The organism is Bradyrhizobium sp. USDA 376, assembly GCF_054063675.1.
In genome coordinates, this window is sequence record NZ_JBSSGN010000001.1 from 8,840,270 (window position 1) to 8,863,651 (window position 23,382).

At 65.1% G+C, this 23,382-nt stretch carries 19 protein-coding genes; 9 read left to right on the forward strand and 10 right to left on the reverse strand.

Translation table 11 applies throughout. The features are described 5' to 3' along the window. Positions 1 to 70 precede the first annotated feature (70 nt). From ACVJ19_RS41595 to ACVJ19_RS41625, 7 genes are all read right to left on the reverse strand, one after another. On the reverse strand, positions 71 to 1,873 hold the full coding sequence (locus tag ACVJ19_RS41595; protein WP_453954843.1) for a methyl-accepting chemotaxis protein: 1,803 nt from the start codon (positions 1,871 to 1,873) through the stop codon (positions 71 to 73). Positions 1,874 to 1,934: 61 nt separating this feature from the next. After that, a complete protein-coding gene (locus ACVJ19_RS41600; RefSeq protein WP_260385685.1) occupies positions 1,935 to 2,423 on the reverse strand; it encodes a chemotaxis protein CheW in 489 nt (162 codons plus the stop codon). Positions 2,424 to 2,487: 64 nt separating this feature from the next. Next, a complete protein-coding gene (locus ACVJ19_RS41605) occupies positions 2,488 to 4,185 on the reverse strand; it encodes a methyl-accepting chemotaxis protein (RefSeq protein WP_453954844.1) in 1,698 nt (565 codons plus the stop codon). Between the two features lie 37 nt (positions 4,186 to 4,222). After that, on the reverse strand, positions 4,223 to 4,684 hold the full coding sequence (locus ACVJ19_RS41610; RefSeq protein WP_453954845.1) for a chemotaxis protein CheW: 462 nt from the start codon (positions 4,682 to 4,684) through the stop codon (positions 4,223 to 4,225). Further along, the gene (locus ACVJ19_RS41615; protein WP_453954846.1) at positions 4,684 to 6,759 is read right to left on the reverse strand and encodes a chemotaxis protein CheA; all 2,076 of its coding nucleotides are present in this window, start codon (positions 6,757 to 6,759) and stop codon (positions 4,684 to 4,686) included. Before ACVJ19_RS41615 ends, ACVJ19_RS41610 begins: the two co-directional genes overlap by 1 nt. After that, positions 6,756 to 7,121, reverse strand: a complete 366-nt coding sequence (locus ACVJ19_RS41620) for a response regulator (protein ID WP_018644022.1) — start codon at positions 7,119 to 7,121, stop codon at positions 6,756 to 6,758. Before ACVJ19_RS41620 ends, ACVJ19_RS41615 begins: the two co-directional genes overlap by 4 nt. Then, the gene (locus tag ACVJ19_RS41625) at positions 7,121 to 7,444 is read right to left on the reverse strand and encodes an STAS domain-containing protein (protein WP_453954847.1); all 324 of its coding nucleotides are present in this window, start codon (positions 7,442 to 7,444) and stop codon (positions 7,121 to 7,123) included. Before ACVJ19_RS41625 ends, ACVJ19_RS41620 begins: the two co-directional genes overlap by 1 nt. A gap of 287 nt (positions 7,445 to 7,731) precedes the next feature. Between ACVJ19_RS41625 and ACVJ19_RS41630 the strand changes: the two genes are divergently transcribed. The 3 genes from ACVJ19_RS41630 (at position 7,732) to ACVJ19_RS41640 (ending at position 11,898) form a co-directional block, all read left to right on the forward strand. Beyond that, positions 7,732 to 8,871, forward strand: coding sequence for an HD domain-containing phosphohydrolase (locus ACVJ19_RS41630; protein ID WP_453954848.1), 1,140 nt, complete (start codon positions 7,732 to 7,734; stop codon positions 8,869 to 8,871). Positions 8,872 to 9,059: 188 nt separating this feature from the next. Continuing rightward, complete coding sequence (locus tag ACVJ19_RS41635) at positions 9,060 to 9,728, forward strand: hypothetical protein (RefSeq protein WP_453954849.1); 669 nt, start codon at positions 9,060 to 9,062, stop codon at positions 9,726 to 9,728. Positions 9,729 to 9,747: 19 nt separating this feature from the next. Continuing rightward, positions 9,748 to 11,898 carry a CHASE2 domain-containing protein gene (locus ACVJ19_RS41640; protein WP_453954850.1) on the forward strand — a complete coding sequence of 717 codons (2,151 nt, stop codon included), beginning with the start codon at positions 9,748 to 9,750 and terminating at the stop codon, positions 11,896 to 11,898. Between the two features lie 47 nt (positions 11,899 to 11,945). Here the strand turns inward: ACVJ19_RS41640 and pobA are convergent, their stop codons facing one another. Continuing rightward, on the reverse strand, positions 11,946 to 13,118 hold the full coding sequence (gene pobA, locus ACVJ19_RS41645) for a 4-hydroxybenzoate 3-monooxygenase (protein ID WP_453954851.1): 1,173 nt from the start codon (positions 13,116 to 13,118) through the stop codon (positions 11,946 to 11,948). 50 nt (positions 13,119 to 13,168) lie between these two features. Here pobA and ACVJ19_RS41650 point away from each other — a divergent pair, with 50 nt between their 5' ends. Next, positions 13,169 to 14,074, forward strand: a complete 906-nt coding sequence (locus tag ACVJ19_RS41650) for a helix-turn-helix domain-containing protein (RefSeq protein ID WP_453954852.1) — start codon at positions 13,169 to 13,171, stop codon at positions 14,072 to 14,074. A 301-nt stretch (positions 14,075 to 14,375) separates the two neighbouring features. Then, the gene (locus ACVJ19_RS41655) at positions 14,376 to 14,987 is read left to right on the forward strand and encodes a LabA-like NYN domain-containing protein (protein ID WP_453955313.1); all 612 of its coding nucleotides are present in this window, start codon (positions 14,376 to 14,378) and stop codon (positions 14,985 to 14,987) included. 24 nt (positions 14,988 to 15,011) lie between these two features. Here ACVJ19_RS41655 and pcaG read toward each other — a convergent pair whose 3' ends face one another. Further along, positions 15,012 to 15,638 (reverse strand): protocatechuate 3,4-dioxygenase subunit alpha, encoded by a 627-nt coding sequence (gene pcaG, locus ACVJ19_RS41660; protein ID WP_212346783.1) that lies wholly within the window; start codon positions 15,636 to 15,638, stop codon positions 15,012 to 15,014. A 4-nt stretch (positions 15,639 to 15,642) separates the two neighbouring features. After that, the gene (pcaH, locus tag ACVJ19_RS41665) at positions 15,643 to 16,431 is read right to left on the reverse strand and encodes a protocatechuate 3,4-dioxygenase subunit beta (RefSeq protein WP_212346785.1); all 789 of its coding nucleotides are present in this window, start codon (positions 16,429 to 16,431) and stop codon (positions 15,643 to 15,645) included. A gap of 96 nt (positions 16,432 to 16,527) precedes the next feature. On the opposite strand from pcaH, the gene ACVJ19_RS41670 reads away from it, so the two are divergent. The 4 genes from ACVJ19_RS41670 (at position 16,528) to ACVJ19_RS41685 (ending at position 23,374) form a co-directional block, all read left to right on the forward strand. Beyond that, positions 16,528 to 17,457 (forward strand): LysR family transcriptional regulator, encoded by a 930-nt coding sequence (locus ACVJ19_RS41670; protein ID WP_453954853.1) that lies wholly within the window; start codon positions 16,528 to 16,530, stop codon positions 17,455 to 17,457. Positions 17,458 to 17,537: 80 nt separating this feature from the next. Further along, entirely contained in the window at positions 17,538 to 18,842 is a 1,305-nt protein-coding gene (gene pncB / locus ACVJ19_RS41675) for a nicotinate phosphoribosyltransferase (RefSeq protein WP_453954854.1), read from the forward strand. A 236-nt stretch (positions 18,843 to 19,078) separates the two neighbouring features. Then, positions 19,079 to 20,392: a GGDEF domain-containing protein gene (locus ACVJ19_RS41680; protein WP_453954855.1), complete on the forward strand. Its 1,314-nt coding sequence runs from the start codon at positions 19,079 to 19,081 to the stop codon at positions 20,390 to 20,392. A gap of 459 nt (positions 20,393 to 20,851) precedes the next feature. Then, complete coding sequence (locus tag ACVJ19_RS41685) at positions 20,852 to 23,374, forward strand: autotransporter outer membrane beta-barrel domain-containing protein (RefSeq protein ID WP_453954856.1); 2,523 nt, start codon at positions 20,852 to 20,854, stop codon at positions 23,372 to 23,374. Positions 23,375 to 23,382 lie beyond the last annotated feature (8 nt).

Below are 23,382 nucleotides of genomic sequence, written 5' to 3' on the forward strand. Positions count from 1 at the left end.
GAATCCTACACGTTTACGCAATCGCTGAAGACAGATCGGCCCCCATTGGGGGCCGATCCCACAAAGAAACTCAGCGCTGGAAGTCGGCGTCGCGGTCGTCCTCGCCGTCGTTCATGTCGAAGGCGAAGCCGCCGCCACCGGCAGCCTTCAGAGCGCGCGCTGGCCTCGCCGTGGGCTTTTTGGCCGGACGTTCGACCGCCGCCATGGTTGCCGCCTTGGCGCGCAACTGCGTCACCGCCCGATCGATCGGCGCGGCCTGGCCCTTTCCACCCTGCTCGATACGGAAATAGGCGATGGTCGACTGGAGCTGCTCGGCCTGAGAGGCAAGCTCCTCCGACGTCGAGGACACCTGCTCGGAGGCGCTGGCGTTCTGCTGGCCGACCTTGTCGAGCTGTTGGATCGCCTGGTTGATCTGCGCCGAGCCGACGTCCTGCTCGCGGCAGGCCGCCGTGATTTCCTCGACCAGCTCCGCGGTCTTCTTGATATCAGGAACGAGCTTGGCCAGCATGGCGCCGGCCTCCTGGGCCACCTTGACGGTGTCGGCCGAGAGCGTGCCGATCTCGGCCGCGGCCGCCTGGCTGCGCTCGGCAAGCTTGCGCACTTCGGAAGCGACCACCGCAAAGCCCTTGCCGTGTTCGCCGGCACGCGCGGCCTCGACCGCCGCGTTGAGCGCGAGCAGATCGGTCTGGCGCGCGATCTCCTGCACGATGGTGATCTTCTCGGCGATGGTCTGCATCGCGTTGACGGCACGCCCGACCGCTGCGCCGCTGGCCTCGGCATCCTTGGCGGACTGCGCGGCGATCTTCTCGGTCTGGTTGGCGTTGTCGGCATTCTGCTTCACGTTCGAGGCCATCTCCTCCATCGAGGACGAGGCCTCCTCCGCGGACGAGGCCTGCTCGGTCGCGCCCTGCGAGAGCTGCTCGGCGCTGGCGGAGAGCTCCTGGCTGCCGGCCGAAACGTTCTGCGCCGCGGTCAAGGCTTCCGACACGATCTGGCGGAGCTTCTCCACCATGCGCTCGAGCGCGAGGCCGAGCGTGTCCTTCTCCGACAGCGGCTTGGCTTCGACCATGAGATTGCCCTGCGCGATCTCGTTGGCGACGGCCGCAGTGGCATTCAGGTTCACCGTCATCGCATTCAGCGACTTGATGAGGTCGCCGATCTCGTCGTTGCTGGAGGACTCGATCTTGCGGCTGAGATCGCCGATCGCGACCGCGTCGGCGAGGCCGACGGCCTGGGCCAGCGCCCGGCTGATGTTCATCGCAATCCAGGTCGCGGCGACGGCAGCGATCAGCAGCGAGGCGATGACCAGGCTCATGAGCAGCAGCTCGGCGCGAGCGCCATCCTGCTTCGCCTGCTCGGCCTGGTCGGCCATGTTCTTCTTGGTGTTCCTTATATAGCCGTCGACCGCTTCCAGCGCGTCTGCGATGACCTTGCGGCCGTCATGCATGGATCGGTCCAGCGCCTTCGGCTTGTCGGTCTTCGCAAGCCTGACCGTCTCGTCCTGGTAGGCGTTCAGCTTGGTGAAGGCCGCCGAAAATGCGTCCATCAGCTTCTTGCCGCCTTCGCTGGCCGCTGCGTGGATCTCGTCCTTGGACTTGGCGATCGCTTCGCGGTTCTTGGCGAGGTCGGCGATGAACTGGTCATATTCAGCGTCGGACGCCGCCAGGATCGAGTTCTTCTCGGCGCGCACCAGGAACAGAATGCCTTCCTTCAGCTCTGCGGCCTTCTCCATGCGGCCCGCACGGGCGACGAGAACCTCTGTGGTGCCGACCATGTCGGCCAGCTTCATGTATCCGACCGCGCCGGCGATCATGGAGAGCAGGATGACGACGCCGAAGGCGCTGGCAAGCTTGGCTTTGACGGTGAATCTCATTGTTAGGCTCGTTGGTTCGAATTGAGGTGCTTACGCTTGACCACGCTTCACTCTTGCAAACTCAGGCGGCGCGAGGCGCATCGGCGCCGGCATCGCTTGCTTCCGGGATCCTGTCATTCGCCATCAGCTTGGCGAGGTCGAAGATGACGACGAATTTTTCGCCCTTGCGACCAATGCCAGCGGCGTAGTCGGACTGCCACGTCCCGCCGACCTCGGGGATCGGCTCGATCGCCTGCTCGTCGATGTCGGTGACCTCGAACACGCAGTCGGCGACGAAGCCGACGCCGACCAGGCGGTCCTTCATCGGCACGTCGAGGATGATGATGCGGGTGGCTTCTGTGGCCGCGACGCTGGGCAGGCCGAGCTTGGTCCGGAGGTCGACGATCGGATAGCCGCTGCCGCGCACGTCGATCATGCCGAGCAGGAAATTCGGCGCGTGTGGAAGCCGCGAGATCGGTCGCATGTCGAGAATCTCACGGACGTTGCGGATGCTGATGCCGAACGTCTCGCCGGCGAGCCCGAGCGTCAGATATTGCGAGGTTGCGGCCATGATGCAGTCCAGGGATCTCAGGGTTTGGAAACGAGCACGGTCCGGCGCGAGCCGGACCGGTTGATCAGCGTTGGAACTCGGCGTCGCGGTCGTCTTCGCCGTCATGCATGTCGAAGGCAAAACCGCCACCGCCCGCGACCTTCATCGCACGTGCCGGTTTGCGGACGGGCGCGGGCTTCTTCGCACCGCGATCCACTGCCGCCATGTGCGCCGCCTTGGCGCGCAGCTGGGTGACGGCGCGATCGATCGGCGCGGGCGCGGCGCTCTCGCTGCGCCCGGCATGCTCGGTGCGGAAGAAGGAGATGGTGGACTGGAGCTGCTCGGCCTGCGAAGCGAGTTCCTCCGAGGTCGAGGAGACCTGCTCGGAGGCGCTGGCGTTCTGCTGGCCGACCTTGTCGAGCTGCTGGATCGCCTGGTTGATCTGCGCCGAGCCGACGTCCTGCTCGCGGCAAGCCGCGGTGATCTCCTGGACCAGCGCGGCGGTCTTCTTGATGTCGGGCACGAGCTTGGACAGCATGTGGCCTGCTTCCTGCGCGACCTTCACGCTTTCCGTCGACAGCGTGCCGATGTCGGCAGCCGCGGCCTGGCTGCGCTCGGCGAGCTTGCGCACTTCGGAAGCAACCACCGCAAACCCCTTGCCGTGCTCGCCGGCGCGCGCGGCCTCGACCGCTGCGTTGAGCGCGAGCAGATCGGTCTGGCGGGCGATTTCCTGCACGATGGTGATCTTTTCGGCAATGGTCTGCATCGCCTCGACGGCGCGGCCGACGGCGACGCCGCTGGCCTCGGCGTCCTTGGCCGACTGCGCCGCAATCTTCTCGGTCTGGTTGGCGTTGTCGGCGTTCTGCTTCACGTTCGAAGCCATTTCCTCCATCGAGGACGAGGCCTCCTCCGCGGACGAGGCCTGCTCGGTCGCGCCCTGCGACAGCTGCTCGGCGCTGGCGGACAGTTCCTGGCTGCCGGCCGAGACGTTGCTGGCCGCGGTGAGCGCTTCCTCGACGACCTGCCGAAGCTTCTCGACCATCAGGTTCAGCGATTTGACGAGATCGCCGATCTCGTCATTGCTGGAGACGTTGATGGTCTGGCTGAGATCGCCGCCCGCCACCGCACCGGCAAGGCCGACCGCGCGGCCGAGGCCACGGGCAATGCTCATCGAGATCCAGATCGCCGCGATCAGGCCGATCGCGAGCGACGCCAGCACGGCCGAGATCAGCATCATGTGAGCCCGGTTGCCGTCCTCGTGAGCCTGGGCCGCCTGGGCGGCCATGTTCTTCTTGACGTTGCTGACATAGGCGTTGGCGGCTTCCATGGCTTCGCCGACCGCCTTGCGGACTTCGGTCATCGAGCGCTCGGCGGCCTTCGCCTTGTCGGTCCGGGCCGTCTTGAGGGCGTCGTCCTGAACGGCATTCATCCGGGCATAGGCGGCGCCGAAATTGTCGAGGAGCTTCTTGCCCTCGGCGGAGGCCGCAGCATGGATCTCCTCTTTCAGCTTCAGCAGCGTCTCGCGCTGCTTGGCGATCTCGGCGACGAAGCGGTCGGCTTCGCTATCGGGCGCGAGAAGCAGGTTCTTCTCGGCGCGGACCTGGAGCAGGATTCCCTTCTCGATTTCCGCCGCACGATCCATCCGGCCGGCGCGCGACACGAGGCTGTCGGCGGTGTCGATCATGTCGCTCAGCTTCACATAAGCGAGGCCGCCGGCCGCCATCGAGAGCAGCAGGACCACGCCGAACGCGCTGGCAAGTTTTGCCTTGACCGTAAATCTCATTTCCAGCCCCTACCCCAGTCTCGCCCGAGACCTCATCTCAATTCAGGATGCGTTCCATGTTGGGAACGATGACGAACTCTTCACGCCATTTGGCGATGAAGCGAATGAACTCCGGCTTCCAGTGCATGCCGACGCGCGGCGTCTGCTGCACGTCGGTCTGCGAAATTTCCGTGACCTCGTAGACCTTGTCCGCGGTGACCCCGACCAGCACCGGCTCGCCGTCGAGATCGAGCTCGATGACGACGACGCGCGTGTCGGCCGAATTGTCGAGCTGCGGCATGCCGAAGCGGATGCGCAAATCCGCGAGCGGGATGACGTTGCCGCGCACGTTGATCACGCTGGGAACGAAAGCCCGGGCGCCGGCGACCTTGGTCACGGGGACGGGATCGATGATCTCGCGCACGAGGCCGGCGTCGAGCGCAAACTTCTCCTCGCCGAGCCCGATCATCACGACCTGCATCGCGCCCGTCTGATGCTCTCCGGCCGAACCTTCGTTCATCACGCCGCCTCGCTGATGTGCTGCTTCTCGACCTTCGACTGCGCCAGCGTGACGAGCTGGGCGACGTCGAGGATCAGCGCCGCCGTGCCGTCACCGAGAATCGTCGCGCCGGAGAAGATCGTGACGTCGGAATGCAGCTTGGAGAGCGACTTGATCACGGTCTGGTGGTTGCCGATGATCTGGTCGGCGACGAGGCCGACGCGGGTCTCGCCGGTCGAGATGATGATCGTCTTCTGGTGCTTGTCGGGCAAACCTGAGGCCGTCAGAAGCTCGCGCAGACGCAGGAACGGCACGAGGTTGCCGCGCACGTTGAGGAAGTTGCGGCCGCGCGAGCGTTCGTCCTCGGCTGTCAGCTCGACGCATTCCTCCACAGCCGACAGCGGAATGATGTAGCGACCTTCGCCGACGCGGATCAGGAGGCCTTCGATGATCGCGAGCGTCAACGGCAGGCGCAGCGTCACGGTCGTGCCCTGGCCGGGTCTGGTCGACAGGTCGATCGAGCCGCGCATGTTCTCGATGGTGCGCTTGACCACATCCATGCCGACGCCCCGGCCCGACAGCGCCGAGATCGTCTGCGCGGTCGAGAAGCCCGGGTGGAACAGAAACTGGTGGATTTCGTGGTCGCTCAGCACGGCGCCGGCGGCGATCAGCCCCTGCTCCTCCGCCTTGGCACGGACGCGCGCGGTGTTGAGGCCACCGCCATTGTCCTTCACGGTGACGAGCACCTGCGCGCCCGAATGGACGGCAGCGAGCTCGATCCGGCCCTGCCCGGTCTTGCCGTTGGCGGCGCGGGTTGCGGTGTCCTCGATGCCGTGGTCGATGGCGTTGCGGATCAGGTGCACCAGCGGATCGGCCAGGCACTCGATCATGGTCTTGTCGAGCTCGGTGTCTTCGCCCGAGGTGACGAATTCGACGGGCTTCGACAGGTCCCGCGAGAGATCGTGCACCAGGCGGCGGAAGCGGCCGAACAGCGAGCCGATCGGCACCATGCGGGCGCCCATCGTGGTATCGCGCAAGGAGGACGCGAGACGCTCGATCTCCTCGGCGATCATCTTGATCGAGAGGTCGGAGCCGGAGGCGGCGAGCTGGCTCAGCCGCGCCTGGGCAATGACGAGCTCGCCAACGCGGTCCATCAGCTCGTCGAGGCGCTCGGCCTGGACGCGGACGGTGGCGATGCCGCGCTCTTCGCGCTTGGCCTCGGGCTTCGGCTCCGGCTTGGCTTCGGGCTTCGGCTCTGCCTTTGCGACAGGCTGCTCGGCAACCGGCGCGGCAGCAATCTCGACCACCGGCGCAACCATCTCGGCCATGGGCGCCGGCTCCTCGTCGAAGAGCTGGAACATCGGCGCCGGGGCAGGCGCTTCGACCTGCGCGAGCGGCAACAGCGTCAGCTTCATCTCGTCCTGGACGAACATGAAGACGTCGTCGATCGCGTCCTTGTCGCAGGCCGCGTGCAGCTTGACGTCCCACTTCAGATAGCAGTCTTCCGGCTCCATCTCTTCGAGGAACGGGATGCCGTCAGTGACGGGCACGACGAAGCAGGGGCCGAGCTTGCAGAGATCTTCCAGCAGATCGAGCGGGTTGGAGCCGTTGCGCAGGATGTGCGATTCGAATTCCAGATAAAGATGCCAGCCGGCCTGCTTGCTCTCAGCCGGCGTCAGCGGCGGCGCTTCCGCGATCGCGGCGACCGGAGCTGCGGGCTGATCCGCCGACACGAAGCGCCTGAGGTCGTCGAGGATGGCTTCGCCGATGATATCGTCGGTCGACTGGGGATCCTCGATCAGCGCGCGGATGTAATCCTTGGCGGCGAGCGCGACCGAGATCAGCTCCTGGGTCGGCTTGATCTCGCCCTTGCGGACGCGATCGAACGCGGTCTCGAATTCGTGGGTGAAGGAGGCGACCTTGTCGAAGCCGAACATGGCGCCCGAACCCTTGATCGTATGCAGGGCGCGGAAGGCGGAATCGACCAGTTCGCGGTCGTCGGGACGCTGGCCGAGATCGAGCAGGGCCCCTTCCAGGACCTCGAACAGCTCGCTGGCTTCCTGGCGGAAGACCTCGGTCGGGTCCATCGCGCTCATGCGCGCACCAGCTTGCCGACGACGGCGAGCAACTGCTCCGGCTTGAACGGCTTGGTGATCCAGCCGGTGGCGCCGGCGCTCTTGGCTTCCTGCTTCACCGCATCGTTGGATTCGGTGGTCAGGAACACGATGGGCATGCCGACCGCGCTCGGCAGCTTGCGCAACGCCCGGATCAGCTCCAGCCCGTTCATGACGGGCATATTGAGGTCGGTGATGACGAGGTCGAGCTTGCCGGCCTGGGCCTTCGCGAGCCCTTGCGCGCCGTCACCGGCCTCGATCACGCTGTGACCGGCCGGCTCGAGCACGACCTTGATCATTTGCCGGATGCTGGGGGAATCGTCGACCGTGAGAATCGTGGCCATTAGGTGCCATCTTTCTTTTGCGGGAAGTGCTGATCGATCATCGCCTCGCTGGCGAAGCCGGCGCGGCGAAGGGTGTTGCGCAGAGACTGGGAGAATGAGGTGAGCACCACCGGGCGGCCCTGGGCCTCGCCCGTCTTGGCGGTCGACAGCAGAAGCTGGATCGAGGTGACGTCGGCCTTGTCGACGCTGGAGCAATCGATCTCGAGCCGCTCCTGGCGGCCGAACGCGTCGCGGATCAGGTCATAGACATTGCGAATCGCAGCGATACTGCAGTCTGCAGGCAGCCGTAGGGACCACTTCGGCTCAGTGACATCAGACGACATTCGTCCCCCAAAATTCTCGGGGACTCACTGCACGCATGGCGCGAATCCCGCGCGACGACTATTCGGTATGGAGAGTGTGCAAACCCCTAATGGATACCTCCGTACAACTACGGGTCACAATTCGAAGAACTTCGCGTCCGCATGCAGACGTGCATGGCCCGCTCAAATCTCATGCGCCGCGCGCAGTCGTCAGGCAGCTTGCCACCGGTGAAACGTTTGCTTCGCGTTAAATCGCAAACGCTAGTTGTTGAGGTCATGCCTCGCCTTCCGAACAAGCCCGGCCGCCGATGCTGACCCAAGCGCTTCTGGTTGACGACAGCCGCTCCGTCCTCAACTTCCTGAAACGGCACATCGAGGCCGAAGGTCTGGTCGAGGCCACCACCTTCCTCGATCCCGTGGACGCGCTGGCCTGCGCGCGCGAGCGCGTCTTCGACCTCGTGCTGGTCGATTACGAGATGCCGCACATGGACGGCATCAGCTTCATCCGCACGCTCCGCACCCTTCCCGGCTGCGCCGACATCCCGATCGCGATGATCACGTCCCGGCAGACCGACGACGTGAAGATGGAAGCGCTGCAGGCTGGTGCAACCGATTTCCTGCCCAAGGCGCCGCAGAGCGTCGAGATGACGGTGCGCCTGCGGAATTTGATTCAGCTTGGTGCAGCCGTGCGCAAGCTCAATGATCGCGCCGCGCATCTCGCCAGCGAAGTCGCGGCCGCGACACGAAAGCTCGGCGAGCGCGAGGAGGAGATCATCCTGCGGCTCGCGCTCGCGGTCGAGTATCGCGACAATGACACCGGCGAGCACACGCTGCGGGTCGCCCGCTACAGCCGCATCATCGCCGAGCAGCTCGGCCTGCCGGCCCGGCTCTGCCGCGACATCTATCTCGCCGCGCCCCTGCATGACGTCGGCAAGGTCGCCATTCCCGACAACATCCTGCTGAAGCCCGGCAAGCTGACCGACGAGGAGATGGCGGTGATCCGCACCCACGCCAGGATCGGCGAACGGATCCTGGCGGACTCCAGCTGCGAGCTGATCCAGCTCGGCGCACAAATTGCCGCAGGCCATCACGAGCGCTGGGACGGCATGGGCTATCCGAACGGCCTCAAGACGGACGAGATCCCAATCGCCGCACGCGTGGTCGCGGTCGCCGACGTATTCGACGCGCTGACGACGCGGCGGCCGTATAAGGAGCCGATGCCGCTCGAGATGGCGCGCAACTACCTGATCGAGAACGCGGGACGGCAGTTCGATCCCGCCTGCGTCGAGGCCTTTCTGTCGCGCTGGGACGAGGTCGTGAAGATCGCCGCCGGGCAGCAGTCAACGCCATTTCAGAAGACCGAGGTCACGCTCGTTCCCATGAGAGAGAGCACAGCGGAGAGCCGTCCCGCCGAGGACCGTTCAGCCGAGGCCGTCCCGGCCAGCTGACACTATCCATCCGGGCAACAGCTTGCCGCAGCTCTGTTTTCTCCGGTCGCCGGGTTGAACCTGTTCCTGCTAAGGTGGCACCAAGAATAAAGAGTGATTCTGGTCACACTTGCCTGGGCGCGCCGCTGCTAAGCATCGAACCAGGACAGGGACCGGTCATATATCGGTCGAATTGGATGAGAATTCCCATGAAAAGCCTGATCGGTGCCGTTGTCGGCGCGTTCTGTGTTGCGACTCCCGCCCTGGCGGAGACTCCGGCTGCAATCGTCGAGGACGTCCAGGGCAAGGTCGACGGCATCGCCTTCATGGACTACGTGGCGCCGGGCAAGATCATCAAGCTCGGGCCCAAGGCGAGCATCACGCTCAGCTACCTGAAATCCTGCCAGCGCGAGACCATCAGCGAAGGCGTCGTGCTGGTCGGTGCCGAGCAGAGCACCGTGCAACTCGGCGAGGTCAAGCGGGAAAAGGTGCCCTGCGACACCAATGCGGCGAAACTGTCCGAGCGCGAGGCCAACCAGAGCGCCGCGACCACCTTCCGCACGATGCGCTCGGATGCCAAGGGCGCCCCGGCCAAGCTGCCGACGCTCTACGGCACGGCCCCGCTGGTGCAGGCCAAGAGCGGCAGTACGCTGGTGATCGAGCGCACCGATGGCAAGGAACCCACGATCACCGTGCCGCTGAAGAACGAGGTCATGATCGGCGGCAAGTTCTATGACTTCGCCAAGGCCGGGAAGTCGCTGACGCCGGGCGGCAGCTATCTCGCCATCCTCGGCGCCAAGCGCTACGCCTTCCAGGTCGATGCCAGCGCCACGTCATCGCCGACGCCGATCGTCGGCCGCCTGCTGCGGCTCGAATAAGCGGCTCCGCGAAGGCGCGATGCGGCGGCTCGGCAGGCGGGACATCGTTGCGGCGATCCTGATCGCGCTCCTTGCGGGCGCGGTCTTCACGTCACCACCGCTTCAAACGCTGCAAGGCCTCTCGCTCGACATCCTCACGGCGCTGCGCGGCAAGATCATTGGCGACCGCCGCGATCCCGCGACGTCGCCGGTCGTCGTTGTCGCGATCGACGGCGAGACGTATAACACCCCGCCCTTCAAGGGATCGCCGACGCAGACCTGGACGCGCGAGATCGGCCGCGTGCTCGGCAGCATCACCGAGGGCGGCGCCAAGGTGATCGGCTTCGACGTGATCTTTCCGAGCTCGATCGAGCAGTCCGAGATTCCCTTTGGCGAAGCGCCGCTCGGCACGCGAATGAAGGGCTTTGACCGGGACTACCTCATCGCCCTGCGGCAGCTCTCCGACAGCGGCAAGCTGGTGCTCGGTGAAATCCTGAGCAACGACCATCCGGACAGGCCCTACCGCGCGCAGCAGCTGGCGGTGAAGAACAATATCCGCGCTCTCAACGTCCACACCGACCCCGACGACGTGATCCGGCGGATGCCGCTGAGCTTCTCCATCGACGGCAAGCCCGTTCCGGCGATGGCGGTCGAGCTCGCCGCGCGCGCCCTCGGCACCAGGCCCGAGACCGGGCCATCCGGCGCGATGGAGTTGTCCGGCTATGCGATTCCCAGCGCGGTAGCCAATACACTGACGCTCAACTTTCGCGGCCTGGGCCGCGACGTCCCGGCCTATTCATTCGCCGACCTGCACGCCTGCGCCGACAAGGGCGACCGCGATTTCTTCCGCCGCGCCTTCGAGGGCAAGGTCGTGCTGCTCGGCACCATCCTCAATTTCGAGGACCGCAAGCTCACCTCGACGCGATTGTCCGGCGGCCATGACGGTTCGCCCGCGCCACGATGCGCCCTGCCCGCCCCCGCCAGCGCCGCGCAGAAGGCCCGCAACGACATCGCCGGCGTGTTCGTGCACGCCACGGTGGTCCGAAACCTGATCGAGCACGACGCCGTGACCGAGCTCGGTTTTCCCGTGCGGACCATTCTCACGTTTGCGCTCGCAGCGATCATCGCCTGCGCGGCCTGCATGCTCGCACCTGCCGGCGCGTTAATCGCATGGTTCGCCTTCATCGCCCTTTACACCGCCGTGGCCGTCGGCGTGTTCGTGCATGCGCTGGCACTACCCTTGACTGAACCTGCGCTGGCAAGCCTCGCGTCGCTGGCGATGATGATCGGCTATCGCTTCGTGCTGGCCGATCGCGACGAGCGTTTCCTGCGCAAGAGTTTTGCGCTCTATCTCGCGCCCGAGGTGATCGAGACCATGGTCGCCTCCGGCAAGATGCCGGCGCTCGGCGGCGAGATGCGCAACGTCACGATGTTCTTCTCCGACCTCAGCGGCTTCTCCTCGATCGCGGAGACGATGACGCCGGGCGAACTGGTCACGCTGATGAACGAATATCTCTCCGCCATGACCGACATCATCGAGGGCCATGGCGGCTACGTCGACAAATATATCGGCGATTCCATCGTCGCTATGTTCGGCGCACCCGCCGACGATCCTGCCCACGCGCGCAACGCGGTTCACGCAGCGCTGAAATGTCATGAGAAGCTGGCGGAGCTCAATGCCGGCAACCCCGCCTTCGCCGGCCACGGCCTGTCGCACCGCATCGGGCTCAACAGCGGCGAAGCCGTGGTCGGCAATATCGGCTCCCGCCGCCGCTTCAACTACACCGTGATGAGCGACACCGTGAACGTCGCCTCGCGGCTCGAAGGCGCCAACAAATATTACGGCACCGCGATCATGGCATCGGAAGCGACGGTCGCGCAGACCGGCGACATTTTCGCCTGGCGCGAGCTGGACGCCATCAGGGTGATGGGGCGCGGCGAAGCGATCAGGGTGTTCGAGCCGCTGGCGGACAAGGGCGGGGAGAGCGCCGCACAGGCGAAGGTGGCGGCCGCTTATGCGGAGGGGTTGGCCTGCTGGCGGGCAAGGGATTTTGCGAAAGCGGCTGATGCGTTCGGGCAAGCGGCCGCGGCCGACCCAGCGTCGACGTTGTTCGCGAAGCGCGCGAAGGCGCTCGCTGCAAGTCCGCCGCCGCCGGATTGGACGCCCGTCAATACGCTGGAAGGGAAGTAGTGGCCTCTTACCCTCCCCAGGAGGGGGAGGGTGAAAGTGGCGACCGCCTAAAACGGCAGGCCCACATAATTCTCCGCGAGCAGGCGCTGCGCCGTCTCCGACGAGAGCAGATAGTCCAGCTCCGTCTGTTGCAGCCGATCCTCATACTCGATCCGGTCGGGGAAACGATGCAGCATCATCGTCATCCACCAGGAGAAGCGTTGCGCCTTCCAGATCCGCGCCAGTGCCTTGGCCGAGTAGCCCTTGAGGCCGGAATCGTCACCGCGCTGATAGTGCGCGAGCATGGCGTGGTAGAGATAGTAGATGTCGGAGGCGGCGCTGTTCAGTCCGCGCGCGCCGGTCGGCGGGACGATGTGGGCGGCATCTCCGGCGAGGAACAGGCGGCCATAGCTCATCGGTTCGGCGACGAAGCTGCGCAATGGCGCGATGCTCTTCTCGATCGACGGCCCCGTGATCAGGCGGCCGGCGACCTCCTCCGGCAGGCGGTGCTTCAGCTCGGCCCAGAACGCATCGTCGCTCCAGTCCTCCACCTTGTCGGTCAGCGGCACCTGGATGTAGTAACGGCTCAGCACCTGCGAACGCAGGGAGCAGAGCGCAAAGCCGCGCTCGTGCTTCACATAGATCAGCTCGGGCGACACCGGCTTCGTGCGCGACAGCACCCCGAGCCAGCCGAACGGATAGACCTTCTCGTATTCGCGAAGGACGTCCTTCGGGATCGACCTGCGGCTGACGCCGTGAAAGCCGTCGGCGCCGACGACGTAGTCGCAATCGACGCGGATGGTCTCGCCGTTCGAGCGGTAGGTCACGTAAGGCCGGTCCGAGGTCAGCTCGTGCGGCGTCACATCCTCGGCATTGTGCACGACCTTGCCGCCAAAGCGGTCCCGCGCCTCGTAGAGATCACGCGTGAGTTCGGTCTGGCCGTAGACCAGCACCGAATTGCCGCCGGAATGCTTGTGCAGGTCGATATGGGACAGCATGCCGTCATGGGCAATCTCGAACCCGTTATGGATTTCGCCCTCGCGGTCCATCCGCTCGCCGCATTGCGCCTCGCGCATCAGCTTTGCAAAACCGTGCTCGAGCACGCCGGCGCGGATCCGGGCCAGCACGTGGTCGCGGCTGTATTTCTCCAGCACGATCGTGTCGATGCCCTTGAGATGCAGGAGCTGGGACAGCAGCAGCCCGGAGGGCCCACCGCCGATGATACAGACCTGAACTTTCATTTTTGCGTCCTCCCGTCGGCACTTTTTTGCAGATTTGGTGCTGCAGACCGATGGAGGGTTTCGTCATTGTCTTGTACTATTCGAACATGAGAAGCACGGCCCCTGCCCCGGCGATCCGGGTCTACAATCTGTTCGGCGAGTCCGGCGATCTGCCCGACGTCGTGCATTGCGAGACGATTGCGTCCCGCTCGGTGCTGCATGACTGGACCCTGGCCGTACACCGTCATGCCCGGCTGCACCAGGTGCTGCTGATCGAGCGCGGCGGCGGCGAGGCGACGCTCGACGGGCGCGTGGTGCCCTTGAAACCGATGCAGATCGTCAACGTACCGGTGGGACACGTCCACGGCTTCCGCTTCGAACCGGATACCCAGGGCTGGGTATTGACCATCGCCGCCGAGATCCTGGACGAGGCGCTGCTCGCCGCCGAAGGCTTGCGCGGAGTCCTGTCGCAATCGGGCGTGGTGCGCGGCACGCCGCAGATCCGCGCCACCATGAAGCAGATCTTCGCCGAGCACGCGGGACGCGACTACGGCCGCGCCCATGTGTTGCGTGCGTTGTCCGCAGCCATGATCGGTCTCGTCGCCCGCGCGCTCACCAGCGGGAGCGGCGGCAACGGTACGGCGGAAAGCGGCCTGTTCCGCCGCTTTGAGGCGCTGCTCGAACAGCATCATCTGGAGCGCTGGAGCGTTGCGGACTACGCAGACGCGCTGTCGATCACGCCGACCCATCTCAACCGCGTGACACGGACGGCAACGGGCGACACCGCCTCGCACCTGATCCTCAACCGGCTGATCCGCGAGGCGCGGCGCAACCTCGTCTACACCAACCTGCCGGTCTCGACGATCGCCTACGCGCTCGGCTTCGAGGACCCCGCGTATTTCAGCCGGGTCTATGCGGCCGCCACAGGACTGTCGCCGCGCGCCTTTCGCGCGCAGCTGCATGACGGCGAAGGGTGACCATCGGACGTTGCCGGCGCGCCCCACTTACCTTCGTATATGCGGTGCTATCCTTTGGATAGAGGCCCCTTACCTCAGTACAATTGAGCAGGGAATGCGCTCGCCTTAGCGTGGCTGCATTCGGCGCCCTGGCGCTGGTGGCATGGAACCCTCCCTAACCTTGGCGCAAGGCGGCCACCCCTGTCCGGTCGCCGGCGCCGCTTTTTCCGCAAGCCATCGGCGCCTTCAGTGTTTCCCGCCGACACACGGTGCCCTGCGGCCGAACAGGCGGGCTTCGTGCGGAACTGGAGATTTGTGCATAATGTCTTCAATTGGGAAGATCGCACTCTTTATCGATGGCGCCAATCTCTATGCCACCTCCAAGGCGCTCGGCTTCGACATCGATTACAGGCGCCTGCTCAGCGAATTTCAAAGCCGAGGTACGTTGTTGCGTGCCTTTTACTACACGACCGTCGTCGAGGATCAGGAGTTCTCGTCAATTCGTCCGTTGATCGATTGGCTCGACTACAACGGATACACCGTCGTCACCAAGCTCACCAAGGAGTTCGTCGACGCGACCACCGGCCGCCGCAAGGTGAAGGGCAGCATGGATGTCGATCTCGCCGTGAGTGCGATGGAGCTTGCCGAACATGTCGATCAGATCGTGTTGTTCTCGGGCGACGGGGATTTTCGTTCGCTGGTGGAATCCCTGCAACGCCGCGGTGTCCGCGTGACGGTCGTCTCCACGCTCTCCACCCAGCCCCCCATGATCGCCGACGACCTGCGCCGGCAGGCGGACGTCTTCATCGATCTGGCTGAGCTGAAACAAAAGGTGGGGCGCGATCCGGTCGAGCGCGCGGGATCGCGCGAGGTGCGGCAGCCACCGCAATTCCTCGCGCGCGGAACGATCAAACGCGACGACCGGGTCGAGTGACCCTGCGCGACGACCGCCGGATCCTCACACGTCGAAGAACACCGTCTCCTCCGGCCCCTGCAAGTTGATCGTGAAGGAATACACGACCTTGCCGGCGCGCTCGCTGCGCGTCGCGATCAACGTCTTGCGGCGCGCCGGCTGCTCGATCAGGTTGAGCACGGGATCGGCGGCATTGGCGGCCTCTTCGTCCGAGAAATAGAGCCGCGTGTTGAGACCGATATTGATTCCGCGCGCGACGATCCAGACATTGACGTGCGGCGCGCATTTGTGCCCCGTCTTGTCGGTGATCGCGCCGGGCTTGATGGTCTCGAAGGTGACGAGGCCGCTGTCGAAGTCGGAGCCGGCGCGGCCCCAGCCGCGAAACTCCTGTTCCAGCGCGCCGGTCGAGCGATCCGCCGGATGGTTGTAGCGGCCGGCCGCATTGGCCTGCCAGATTTCCAGCAGCACGTCGCGCAGCGGCGTACCGCTGCCGTCGAGCACCCTGCCTTCCAGCGTGATGCGTTCGCCCTTGGTGTTCGGCGTCACCAGCACGTTGGAAAAGTTCTTCTCGAAGATGTCGAAGCCGGCCATGGCCGGGATCAGGCCGATATGGACGTAGGGCCCGGCGGTCTGCGAGGCGGTTTCCTTGAGATAGTTGAGCGGCTGCGGCATGGACTTAGTTCCCCGCGGTGCGATTTTCGAAATAGGTGGAGCGCTGGCCGCGCAGGACGATGTCGAAGCGATAGGCGAGCGAGTCGAACGGCGTCGAGGCGTTGAGGTCGAGCGGCGCGACCAGACGGTCGAGCGCATCCTTGTCCGGAATCGTCGTCAGGATCGGGCAGACCGGGATCAGGGGATCGCCCTCGAAATACATCTGGGTGATCAGCCGCTGCGCAAAGCCCGAGCCGAACACCGAGAAGTGGATGTGGGCGGGGCGCCAGCTGTTGACGTAGTTGCGCCAGGGATAGGGACCCGGCTTCACGGTGCGGAAATAATAATAGCCGGTGTCATCGGTCAGCGCGCGGCCGCAGCCGCCGAAGTTCGGATCGACCGGCGCCAGATACGTGTCCTTCTTGTGCCGGTAGCGGCCGCCGGCATTGGCCTGCCAGAATTCGACCAGCGTGTTCGGAACGCCCCGGCCGGTCTCGTCCAGTACGCGGCCGTGCACGATGATGCGTTCGCCGACGGGATCGCCGTCCTTGGCGTAGTTGCGGATCAGGTCGTTGTCGAGCGGACCGAGATCGTTGTGGCCGAACACCGGCCCGGTGATCTCCGAGACTGAGTTCTCCAGCGACAACAGCGCCTGGCGCGGGGAGCGCAGCACCGAGGATTTGTAGCCGGGCGCGTGCGCCGGCGGATGGATGGAACGGTCGCGCTGGAAGAAGCCGCCATCGCCGAGCGGCGACGCGAACGGCTCGGGGCGGTTGAGGCGGGGATCCTGCAAGGCTGGCGCCTGGGCATTCATCGGCGTTGTCTCTCCCTGGGGGCGCCCGGGTCCGGGCGCGCGGCTTATCGGGAGATCATGAGACGATGTATTCTCAAGATAAATAGATCGATTATAATGAATCCCATGAAAGAAATCGATCATTTGGCCCTCGACGGCCACGCCCTCGAATTGTTCCTCGCGGTGCTGGAGGAAGGCTCGGTGACGGCGGCGGCGACACGGCTCGACCTGACGCAATCGGCAGTCAGCCACGGCCTGAACAAGCTGCGGCGGATCGCCGGCGATCCGCTGTTCGCCAAGTCCGGCCGTGGCATCGTCGCCACCGCGCACGCCCAGGCCCTCGCGGCGAAGGCGCGCGCGCTGATCGACGAGATGCGCAGCTTCGCCGGCGGCGTCAGCTTCGCGCCGGCGCGGGCGCAGCTGTCGCTGACGATCGCCGCCAACGACTTCCAGCGCGACCTTCTGCTGCCGCGCTTCTTCGATCATGTCGCCGGCCAGGTGAAGAGCCTGAACCTGCGGGTCATCCCCTCGCAATCCCCCTCGCCCGCCATGCTGCGCGAAAACCGCTGCGATCTCATGATCACGCCGCTGCCGCCGTCCGGCGTCGACATCGTGCAGAAGCGGCTGCTCAGCGATCACTACGTCTGCTACTACGATCCCAAGGCGCGCGCGGCGCCTTCCGACCGCAATGCCTATCTCGCGGCGCGCCACATCACCGTCGTCTATACCGACAACGAGCGGCTCGACTTCGACCGCCGCCTGGCCGCCAATGGATTCCACCGCGACATCGCGATCTCGGTGCCGAGCTTTTCCGGCGTGCCCTCGTTCCTGCGCGGCTCGCAGATGCTCGCGAGCATGCCGAGCCTGCTTGCGTCCGGCGTGATGGGCGGCTTCGCGCAAACGCGCATTCCATTGGCGTCGCGCACACGGACGCTGGCCGAGCTGCCGATGTTCATGGTCTGGCACCAGCGCTACCAGAAAGACCCGGCGCATCGCTGGATAAGAAGCCAGCTCGAGACCGTCGCGACGACGGCAGCCGGAGACTGAGCCCCCGCTCCAATTTCGCGGAAGCCAGCCCCTCGCCAAACCCACTGGTTGGGCGGGGGCCGCCACGCTAGAATTGCCCCATGACAGTGACCGACATTGCGAGCCGGACCTACAATCACAGCTGGCGGCTGGATCCCATCATCCGCAGCCTGCTTGATACCGACTTCTACAAGCTATTGATGTTACAAATGATTCGGGAAGATTACCCGGATCAGCAGGTGACCTTCTCGGTCATCAACCGCTCGCGCCATGTGCGGCTCGCCGAGATCATCGACGAAGGCGAGCTGCGCGCCCAGCTCGACCACGCCCGCACCATTCGCTTCACCAAGAAAGAGCTGATCTGGCTTGCCGGTAACACGTTCTACGGCAAGACCCACATGTTCTCGGCGGATTTCATCCGCTGGCTCGCCGAATTCCGCCTTCCCGAATACGAGTTGCGCAAGGTCGATGGCCAGTACGAATTGCACTTCCACGGACCGTGGACCCACACCTCGATGTGGGAGATTCCCGCGCTCGCGATCTTGAACGAGCTGCGCTCGCGCGCGGCGATGAAGGGCCGCGGCCGCTTCGAGCTCGACGTTCTCTATGCCCGCGCCAAGGCCAAGCTGTGGACCAAGGTCGAGCGGCTGCGCAAGCTGGAGAACTTGCGGCTCTCCGACTTCGGCACCCGCCGCCGCCACGGCTTCCTGTGGCAGCGCTGGTGCGTCGAGGCGGTGAAGGAAGGCCTGGGCTCCTCCTTCATCGGCACGTCCAATGTACTGCTCGCGATGGACAACGATCTCGAAGCGATCGGCACCAACGCCCATGAGCTGCCGATGGTCGCGGCTGCGCTTGCCAAGGACGACGAGGAGTTGCGCTGGGCGCCCTATCGCATCCTCGACCAGTGGCGCCAGACCTATGGCGGCAACCTCCTGATCGCACTGCCCGATGCCTTCGGCACCAAGGCCTTCCTGCGCGATGCGCCGGAATGGGTCGCCGACTGGACCGGCTTCCGCCCCGACAGCGCACCACCGATCCAGGCCGGCGAGGAGATCATCGCCTGGTGGGAGAAGAAGGGCCGCAACCCCAGGGACAAGCTGCTCGTCTTTTCCGACGCGATGGACGTCGGCTCGATCGAGGAGACCTATCACCATTTCACCGGCCGCGTGCGGCTGTCGTTCGGCTGGGGCACCAACCTCACCAACGACTTCGTCGGCTGCCCCCCGGACGGCTCGTTCAATCTCGATCCGATCTCGCTGGTCTGCAAGGTGTCGTCGGTCGACGGCCATCCGGCCGTCAAGCTCTCCGACAATCCGGAGAAGGCAACCGGCCTGCCCTCGGAGATCGAGCGTTACTTGCGCGTGTTCGGCGACGTCGGCCGCGTGCGCAAGCCGGTGCTGGTCTAGCAATTCTCTCGATCGGGTAAATCGCACGCGACGAATGCGCGGCATTGGTTCGCCGAGACCGCGCCAGTTCCGCTTCAATGGTATTTGAAGCGATCTGCGGCCATGCGCTTCACAGCGCCTTCACCCTGCGATGTGGTCCTGCGCTGTTTCAGCTCGGGTTAAGCAACCTTCTCCTCTACTTTGCGTTGCAGGCGCAACGCTCCGCTGGGGTCGTTGAGCGATTTGGGGAACGCAGGGTGTTTCGCAGAACAGCGTCGTCGACGAAGGGACGCAGCTTCCTTCACGTCATCAAGCTCGTCTCGCCTTTCGTGATGGTCGTCGTGCTCCAGGCGACGATTGCGGGATTCAGCCTCGAAGTGATGTCATCGGTCCGCGCCTATGTCGCGGGCGAAGCGCTATGGTCGCGCTCGCAGAAGAACGCGGTCTATTTCCTCAATCTCTATCTGCATTCGGGCGAACCGAGCCAGTTCGCGCACTACCAGGCTTCGCTCGCCGTTCCCATCGGCGACGAGTTCGCACGCTGGGCGCTCGAGCGCGATCCGGTCGACGTCGAGGCCGCCCGCATCGGCTTCCTGCAAGGCGGCAACCATCCTGATGACGTTCCGGGATTGATCTGGTTGTTTCGCTACTTCAATGGCGTCAGCTTCCTCCAGGAAGCGATCCGCGAGTGGGCCGCCACCGATCCCATGCTGCTGGAGCTGAGCGTCTTCGGCGAGGTCATCCGGTCCGAGCTGGCGAAGGGCCCCGTTCAGGACAACGGCCGCTTGCAATTCCTGTCGGCGCGGCTCTCGGAGCTCAACACCCAGTTCACGGTGCATGCCAAGCGCTTCTCCACTGTGCTCGGCGAAGGCTCCCGCGCCATCAAGGTGACGCTCACCTGCATCAATATCGCGACCGCGGCGTCTCTGATCCTGCTCCTGATCTGGCACACACGCCGACTGGTGCTGCAACGACAGGCCTTCGAGGACGCACTTTATGCCGAGAAGGAGCGTCTCGCCTGGCAGGCGTCGCACGACTGGCTGACAGGCCTTTCCAATCGCCGCGCCTTCGAGGCGCGCCTGCAGGGCGAGCTGGACAATGTCGCGGCGGGTCCGCTGGGACTGATCCTGCTCGACCTCGACCAGTTCAAGAACGTCAACGACAGCTGCGGCCATCTCGCAGGCGACCGCCTGCTCTGCCAGGTCTCCAGCCTCCTGCAACAGGACCGACGGCCGCATGACCTGGTGGCCCGGCTCGGCGGCGACGAGTTCGGCCTGATCCTGCCCCAGTGCTCGCCGTCGAACACCGTCGATATCGCCGAACGGCTACGGCGGTCGCTCGAGCTGTTCAACTTCGCCTGGGACGATCGCTGCTTCGCGGTGACCGCCAGCGTCGGCGTCACCTGCATCACCGACCGCGACACCACGCTCGAGGAGGCGATGCGCCGCGCGGATGCCGCCTGCTATCGCGCCAAGGAAAAGGGCCGCAACCGGGTTCAGGTCGACAGCGTGAGACCGGACGTCGTCGTCGTTGCCGCCCGGGCGCGCGAAGCCGTCGCGGCACGGGGCTGATAGCCGTCCGCGAGCTGCTGCATCTCGTCGGGCACGAGGACCCACCGCTCGGACACGTGAGATCAGGCCGAGTGCGCTCCAAGCCATACGTAATGGCGCCCTGATCAGGTCTGGCATGAGGGGCAAACGCTGCGGGACGGCCCCGTTGTGGCGCCCTGGCCACATTTTTCCGGAAAGGTTGCCTCTTTCGCATTTCGACACATCGCTTTGCGCGCTGGTCCAAGAAGGCCAGGGCCTCCACCACTAAGCATGGCAACTGCCCAGCGTTGCGGCCGGATTCCGTCCGGCCCGAACGATAAAAGGAATTCGCAGGTGCCTTGGAATGCTTCGTTCACCCCGCCGGATGTCCCTCGCGCGAAGGCGTATCGGCGGCCTGCGTTTCTTGTGAGCACCGCAATCAGTGCTCTTGCCACGGCTAGCACGCTGACCTGGTTTACCGCCCCCGCTGCAGCGGCCTGTGTGATTAGCGGAAGCGGTTCTCAGACGACGCTTCAGTCAGGCGATTCGATCACCTGCACCGGGGCGGGCAACACCCAGGTCAAGACGGCACCCGTGGTCAGCGGTGTGACCGTCAACATCGGCGACGGCACTGCGACGTCCCTGAACGACCCCACCTTTGCGAGCATTGTCTTCGAAGCGGCATCGAATAGCGCCATCAAGGTCTTCAACAACGCAACGGTCACGTCCGCCAACAGCGACGGCATCGCAGTGATCGGCGGTGGCGGCAATACCATCACCGTGGACGCCGGCGCTATCGTTGGGTCATCGAGCCTCGGCACGTCGGCGCTAGCTCTGGCCAATTCGAGCAACAACGTCATCGCAATCGGAGGTACGGTCGGAAACGGCTTTACCGGAGCCATCGGCATCAGCATCGGCGCCGGGTCGGCGAATAATCAGGCGAGTATCCTGTCGAGCGGCTTTGTCCATGCCATCAATGTCGCGGCCGTCGATCTCAGCGGCGCAGCCGACGGCAATATCATCACCAATGCCGGCACGATATCGAGTGCCTCGGGCACGGCAATCATCGGCTCGGCCAATCAGGACACCATCATCAACTCAGGCACCATCAGCAGCGGTGGCGTCAGCACGGCGGCCGACCTCAAAGGAGGCAACGACGTGTTCGAGCTGCGTGCCGGATCGGGCATCACGGGCTGGGTCCTGGGCGGCAATGGAACGGACACGCTGCGCTTGGGCGGGGCCGCCAACGCAGCGTTCAATCTCAGCATATTCGGCGCGGCCGGTCAGTTCCGGGAATTCGAGGCGCTGGAAAAGACCGGCAGCTCCACCTGGACACTGACCGGCTCGACGACAGACACAGCGATCATGAACGTCCAGGCCGGTACCCTCATCGTCAACGGCGCAATGCCTAATGTTGTGACGACGGTCAGCAGCGGCGGCACGCTTGGCGGCAACGGCAATGTCGGCGATCTCGTCGTGCTGTCGGGCGGCAGGGTCGCGCCCAGCAATTTCGATGCGCTCGCGAGCTACGGCAATGCCACCTTCAACGCCGGTTCGACCTATGCGATCTCCGTCAACGCGGCCGGACAATCCGGCAAGATCGCTGCGGTGAGCGCGACGCTGAACGGCGGCACAGTCGCCGTCACCACGCTTGCGGGCGCCTACGGCGCATCGACGCAATATACGATCCTGACCACGCCGAGCGGCCTCACCGGCGCCTTCTCCGGTGTGACGATCAGCGGCTATAATCCGCAGTTCTTCACCTCCGCCCTCAGCTATGACGGGTTCAACGTCTTTCTGACGCTCAACTACAACAATGCCGCGTTCCTCTCGGTCGCTCAGACGCAGAACCAGAAGGCCGTGGCCGGCGCGCTGAGTGCGTTCGGCTCCAACCTGCCCTTTCTCTCGTCTCTTGCCGGCCAGAGCGACGCCCAACTCCGTTACAATCTGGACCAGCTTTCAGGAGAAGCCGCGACCGGGGCCCAGCAGGGCGCCTTCCAGTTCACGAGCCAATTCCTCGGCCTCATGCTCGATCCATTCGTCAGCGGACGCGGGGGCGTGAACATCGGCACGGGCGACGCCGCACTCGGCTTCAGCCCCGATCGCGCTGCGATGCCGGGCGATATCGCTCTCGCCTACAACAAGGTATTGGGCGCGCCGGCGGCAAAGGCTCCGAACTTTGCGGAGCGCTGGACGGCCTGGGGCACGGCGTTCGGCGGCACCAACCGCACCAGCGGCGACCCCGTCGTCATCGGCAGCCACGACCTCAACGCGCGCGCGGCCGGCGTCGCGGCCGGCGCCGACTACCATTTCAGCCGCGACGCGCTGGTCGGCTTCGCGCTCTCGGGCGGCGGCACCAAATGGGATCTTGCGCAGGCGATCGGCGGCGGCAAGAGCGATGCGATGCAGGCGGGCGTCTACACCGCGGTGCGTACCGGTCCGGCCTATTTCGCGGCTTCGCTCGCCGTGGCCAATCACTGGATGTCGACCGATCGCCTCGCGCCGTTCGGCAACCAGCTCACTGCAAAGTTCGAGGCTCAGACCGTCGGCGGCCGCATCGAGGGCGGCTATCGCTTCGCGACGCCGGTCGGCGGCATCACGCCCTACGCGGCAGCGCAGGCGCAGGCGTTTCGCACGCCGACCTATACCGAGACTGATCTGGCCGGCAGCGGCTTCGGTCTGACCTATCAGGGACGCACCGCCAGCAGCACGCGGAGCGAGGTCGGCGCGCGCTTCGATCGCGCGACGCTGGTCACGCCGACTTCGGTCCTGACGTTGCGTGGTCGCGCGGCCTGGGCGCATGATTGGGTCAGCGATCCGACGCTCGTCGCTGCATTCCAGACGCTGCCCGGCGCGAGCTTCATCGTCAATGGCGCGACGCCGGCAAAGGACGCCGCGCTCGCGTCCGCCGGCGCCGAGCTGAAGTTTTCGAACGGCGTCGCGCTATCCGCCAAGTTCGACGGCGAGTTCGCGGCGCGCAGCACGACCTATTCCGGCACTGCCAGCCTGCGATACGCCTGGTAGTGGCGGCG

Bases quoted from the DNA above. Each gene is read 5' to 3' on its own strand.
- ACVJ19_RS41635 (WP_453954849.1), top strand. From the start codon at position 9,060: ATGAAAAGCCTGATCGGTGCCGTTGTCGGCGCGTTCTGTGTTGCGACT.
- ACVJ19_RS41650 (WP_453954852.1), top strand. From the start codon at position 13,169: ATGGAGGGTTTCGTCATTGTCTTGTACTATTCGAACATGAGAAGCACG.
- ACVJ19_RS41595 (WP_453954843.1), bottom strand. From the start codon at position 1,873: ATGAGATTCACCGTCAAAGCCAAGCTTGCCAGCGCCTTCGGCGTCGTC.
- pcaH (WP_212346785.1), bottom strand. From the start codon at position 16,431: ATGAATGCCCAGGCGCCAGCCTTGCAGGATCCCCGCCTCAACCGCCCC.
- ACVJ19_RS41600 (WP_260385685.1), bottom strand. From the start codon at position 2,423: ATGGCCGCAACCTCGCAATATCTGACGCTCGGGCTCGCCGGCGAGACG.
- ACVJ19_RS41640 (WP_453954850.1), top strand. From the start codon at position 9,748: ATGCGGCGGCTCGGCAGGCGGGACATCGTTGCGGCGATCCTGATCGCG.
- ACVJ19_RS41625 (WP_453954847.1), bottom strand. From the start codon at position 7,444: ATGTCGTCTGATGTCACTGAGCCGAAGTGGTCCCTACGGCTGCCTGCA.
- pcaG (WP_212346783.1), bottom strand. From the start codon at position 15,638: ATGCCGCAGCCGCTCAACTATCTCAAGGAAACCGCCTCGCAGACCGCC.
- ACVJ19_RS41615 (WP_453954846.1), bottom strand. From the start codon at position 6,759: ATGAGCGCGATGGACCCGACCGAGGTCTTCCGCCAGGAAGCCAGCGAG.
- ACVJ19_RS41630 (WP_453954848.1), top strand. From the start codon at position 7,732: ATGCTGACCCAAGCGCTTCTGGTTGACGACAGCCGCTCCGTCCTCAAC.
- ACVJ19_RS41655 (WP_453955313.1), top strand. From the start codon at position 14,376: ATGTCTTCAATTGGGAAGATCGCACTCTTTATCGATGGCGCCAATCTC.
- ACVJ19_RS41610 (WP_453954845.1), bottom strand. From the start codon at position 4,684: ATGAACGAAGGTTCGGCCGGAGAGCATCAGACGGGCGCGATGCAGGTC.
- pncB (WP_453954854.1), top strand. From the start codon at position 17,538: ATGACAGTGACCGACATTGCGAGCCGGACCTACAATCACAGCTGGCGG.
- ACVJ19_RS41670 (WP_453954853.1), top strand. From the start codon at position 16,528: ATGAATCCCATGAAAGAAATCGATCATTTGGCCCTCGACGGCCACGCC.
- ACVJ19_RS41605 (WP_453954844.1), bottom strand. From the start codon at position 4,185: ATGAGATTTACGGTCAAGGCAAAACTTGCCAGCGCGTTCGGCGTGGTC.
- ACVJ19_RS41620 (WP_018644022.1), bottom strand. From the start codon at position 7,121: ATGGCCACGATTCTCACGGTCGACGATTCCCCCAGCATCCGGCAAATG.
- pobA (WP_453954851.1), bottom strand. From the start codon at position 13,118: ATGAAAGTTCAGGTCTGTATCATCGGCGGTGGGCCCTCCGGGCTGCTG.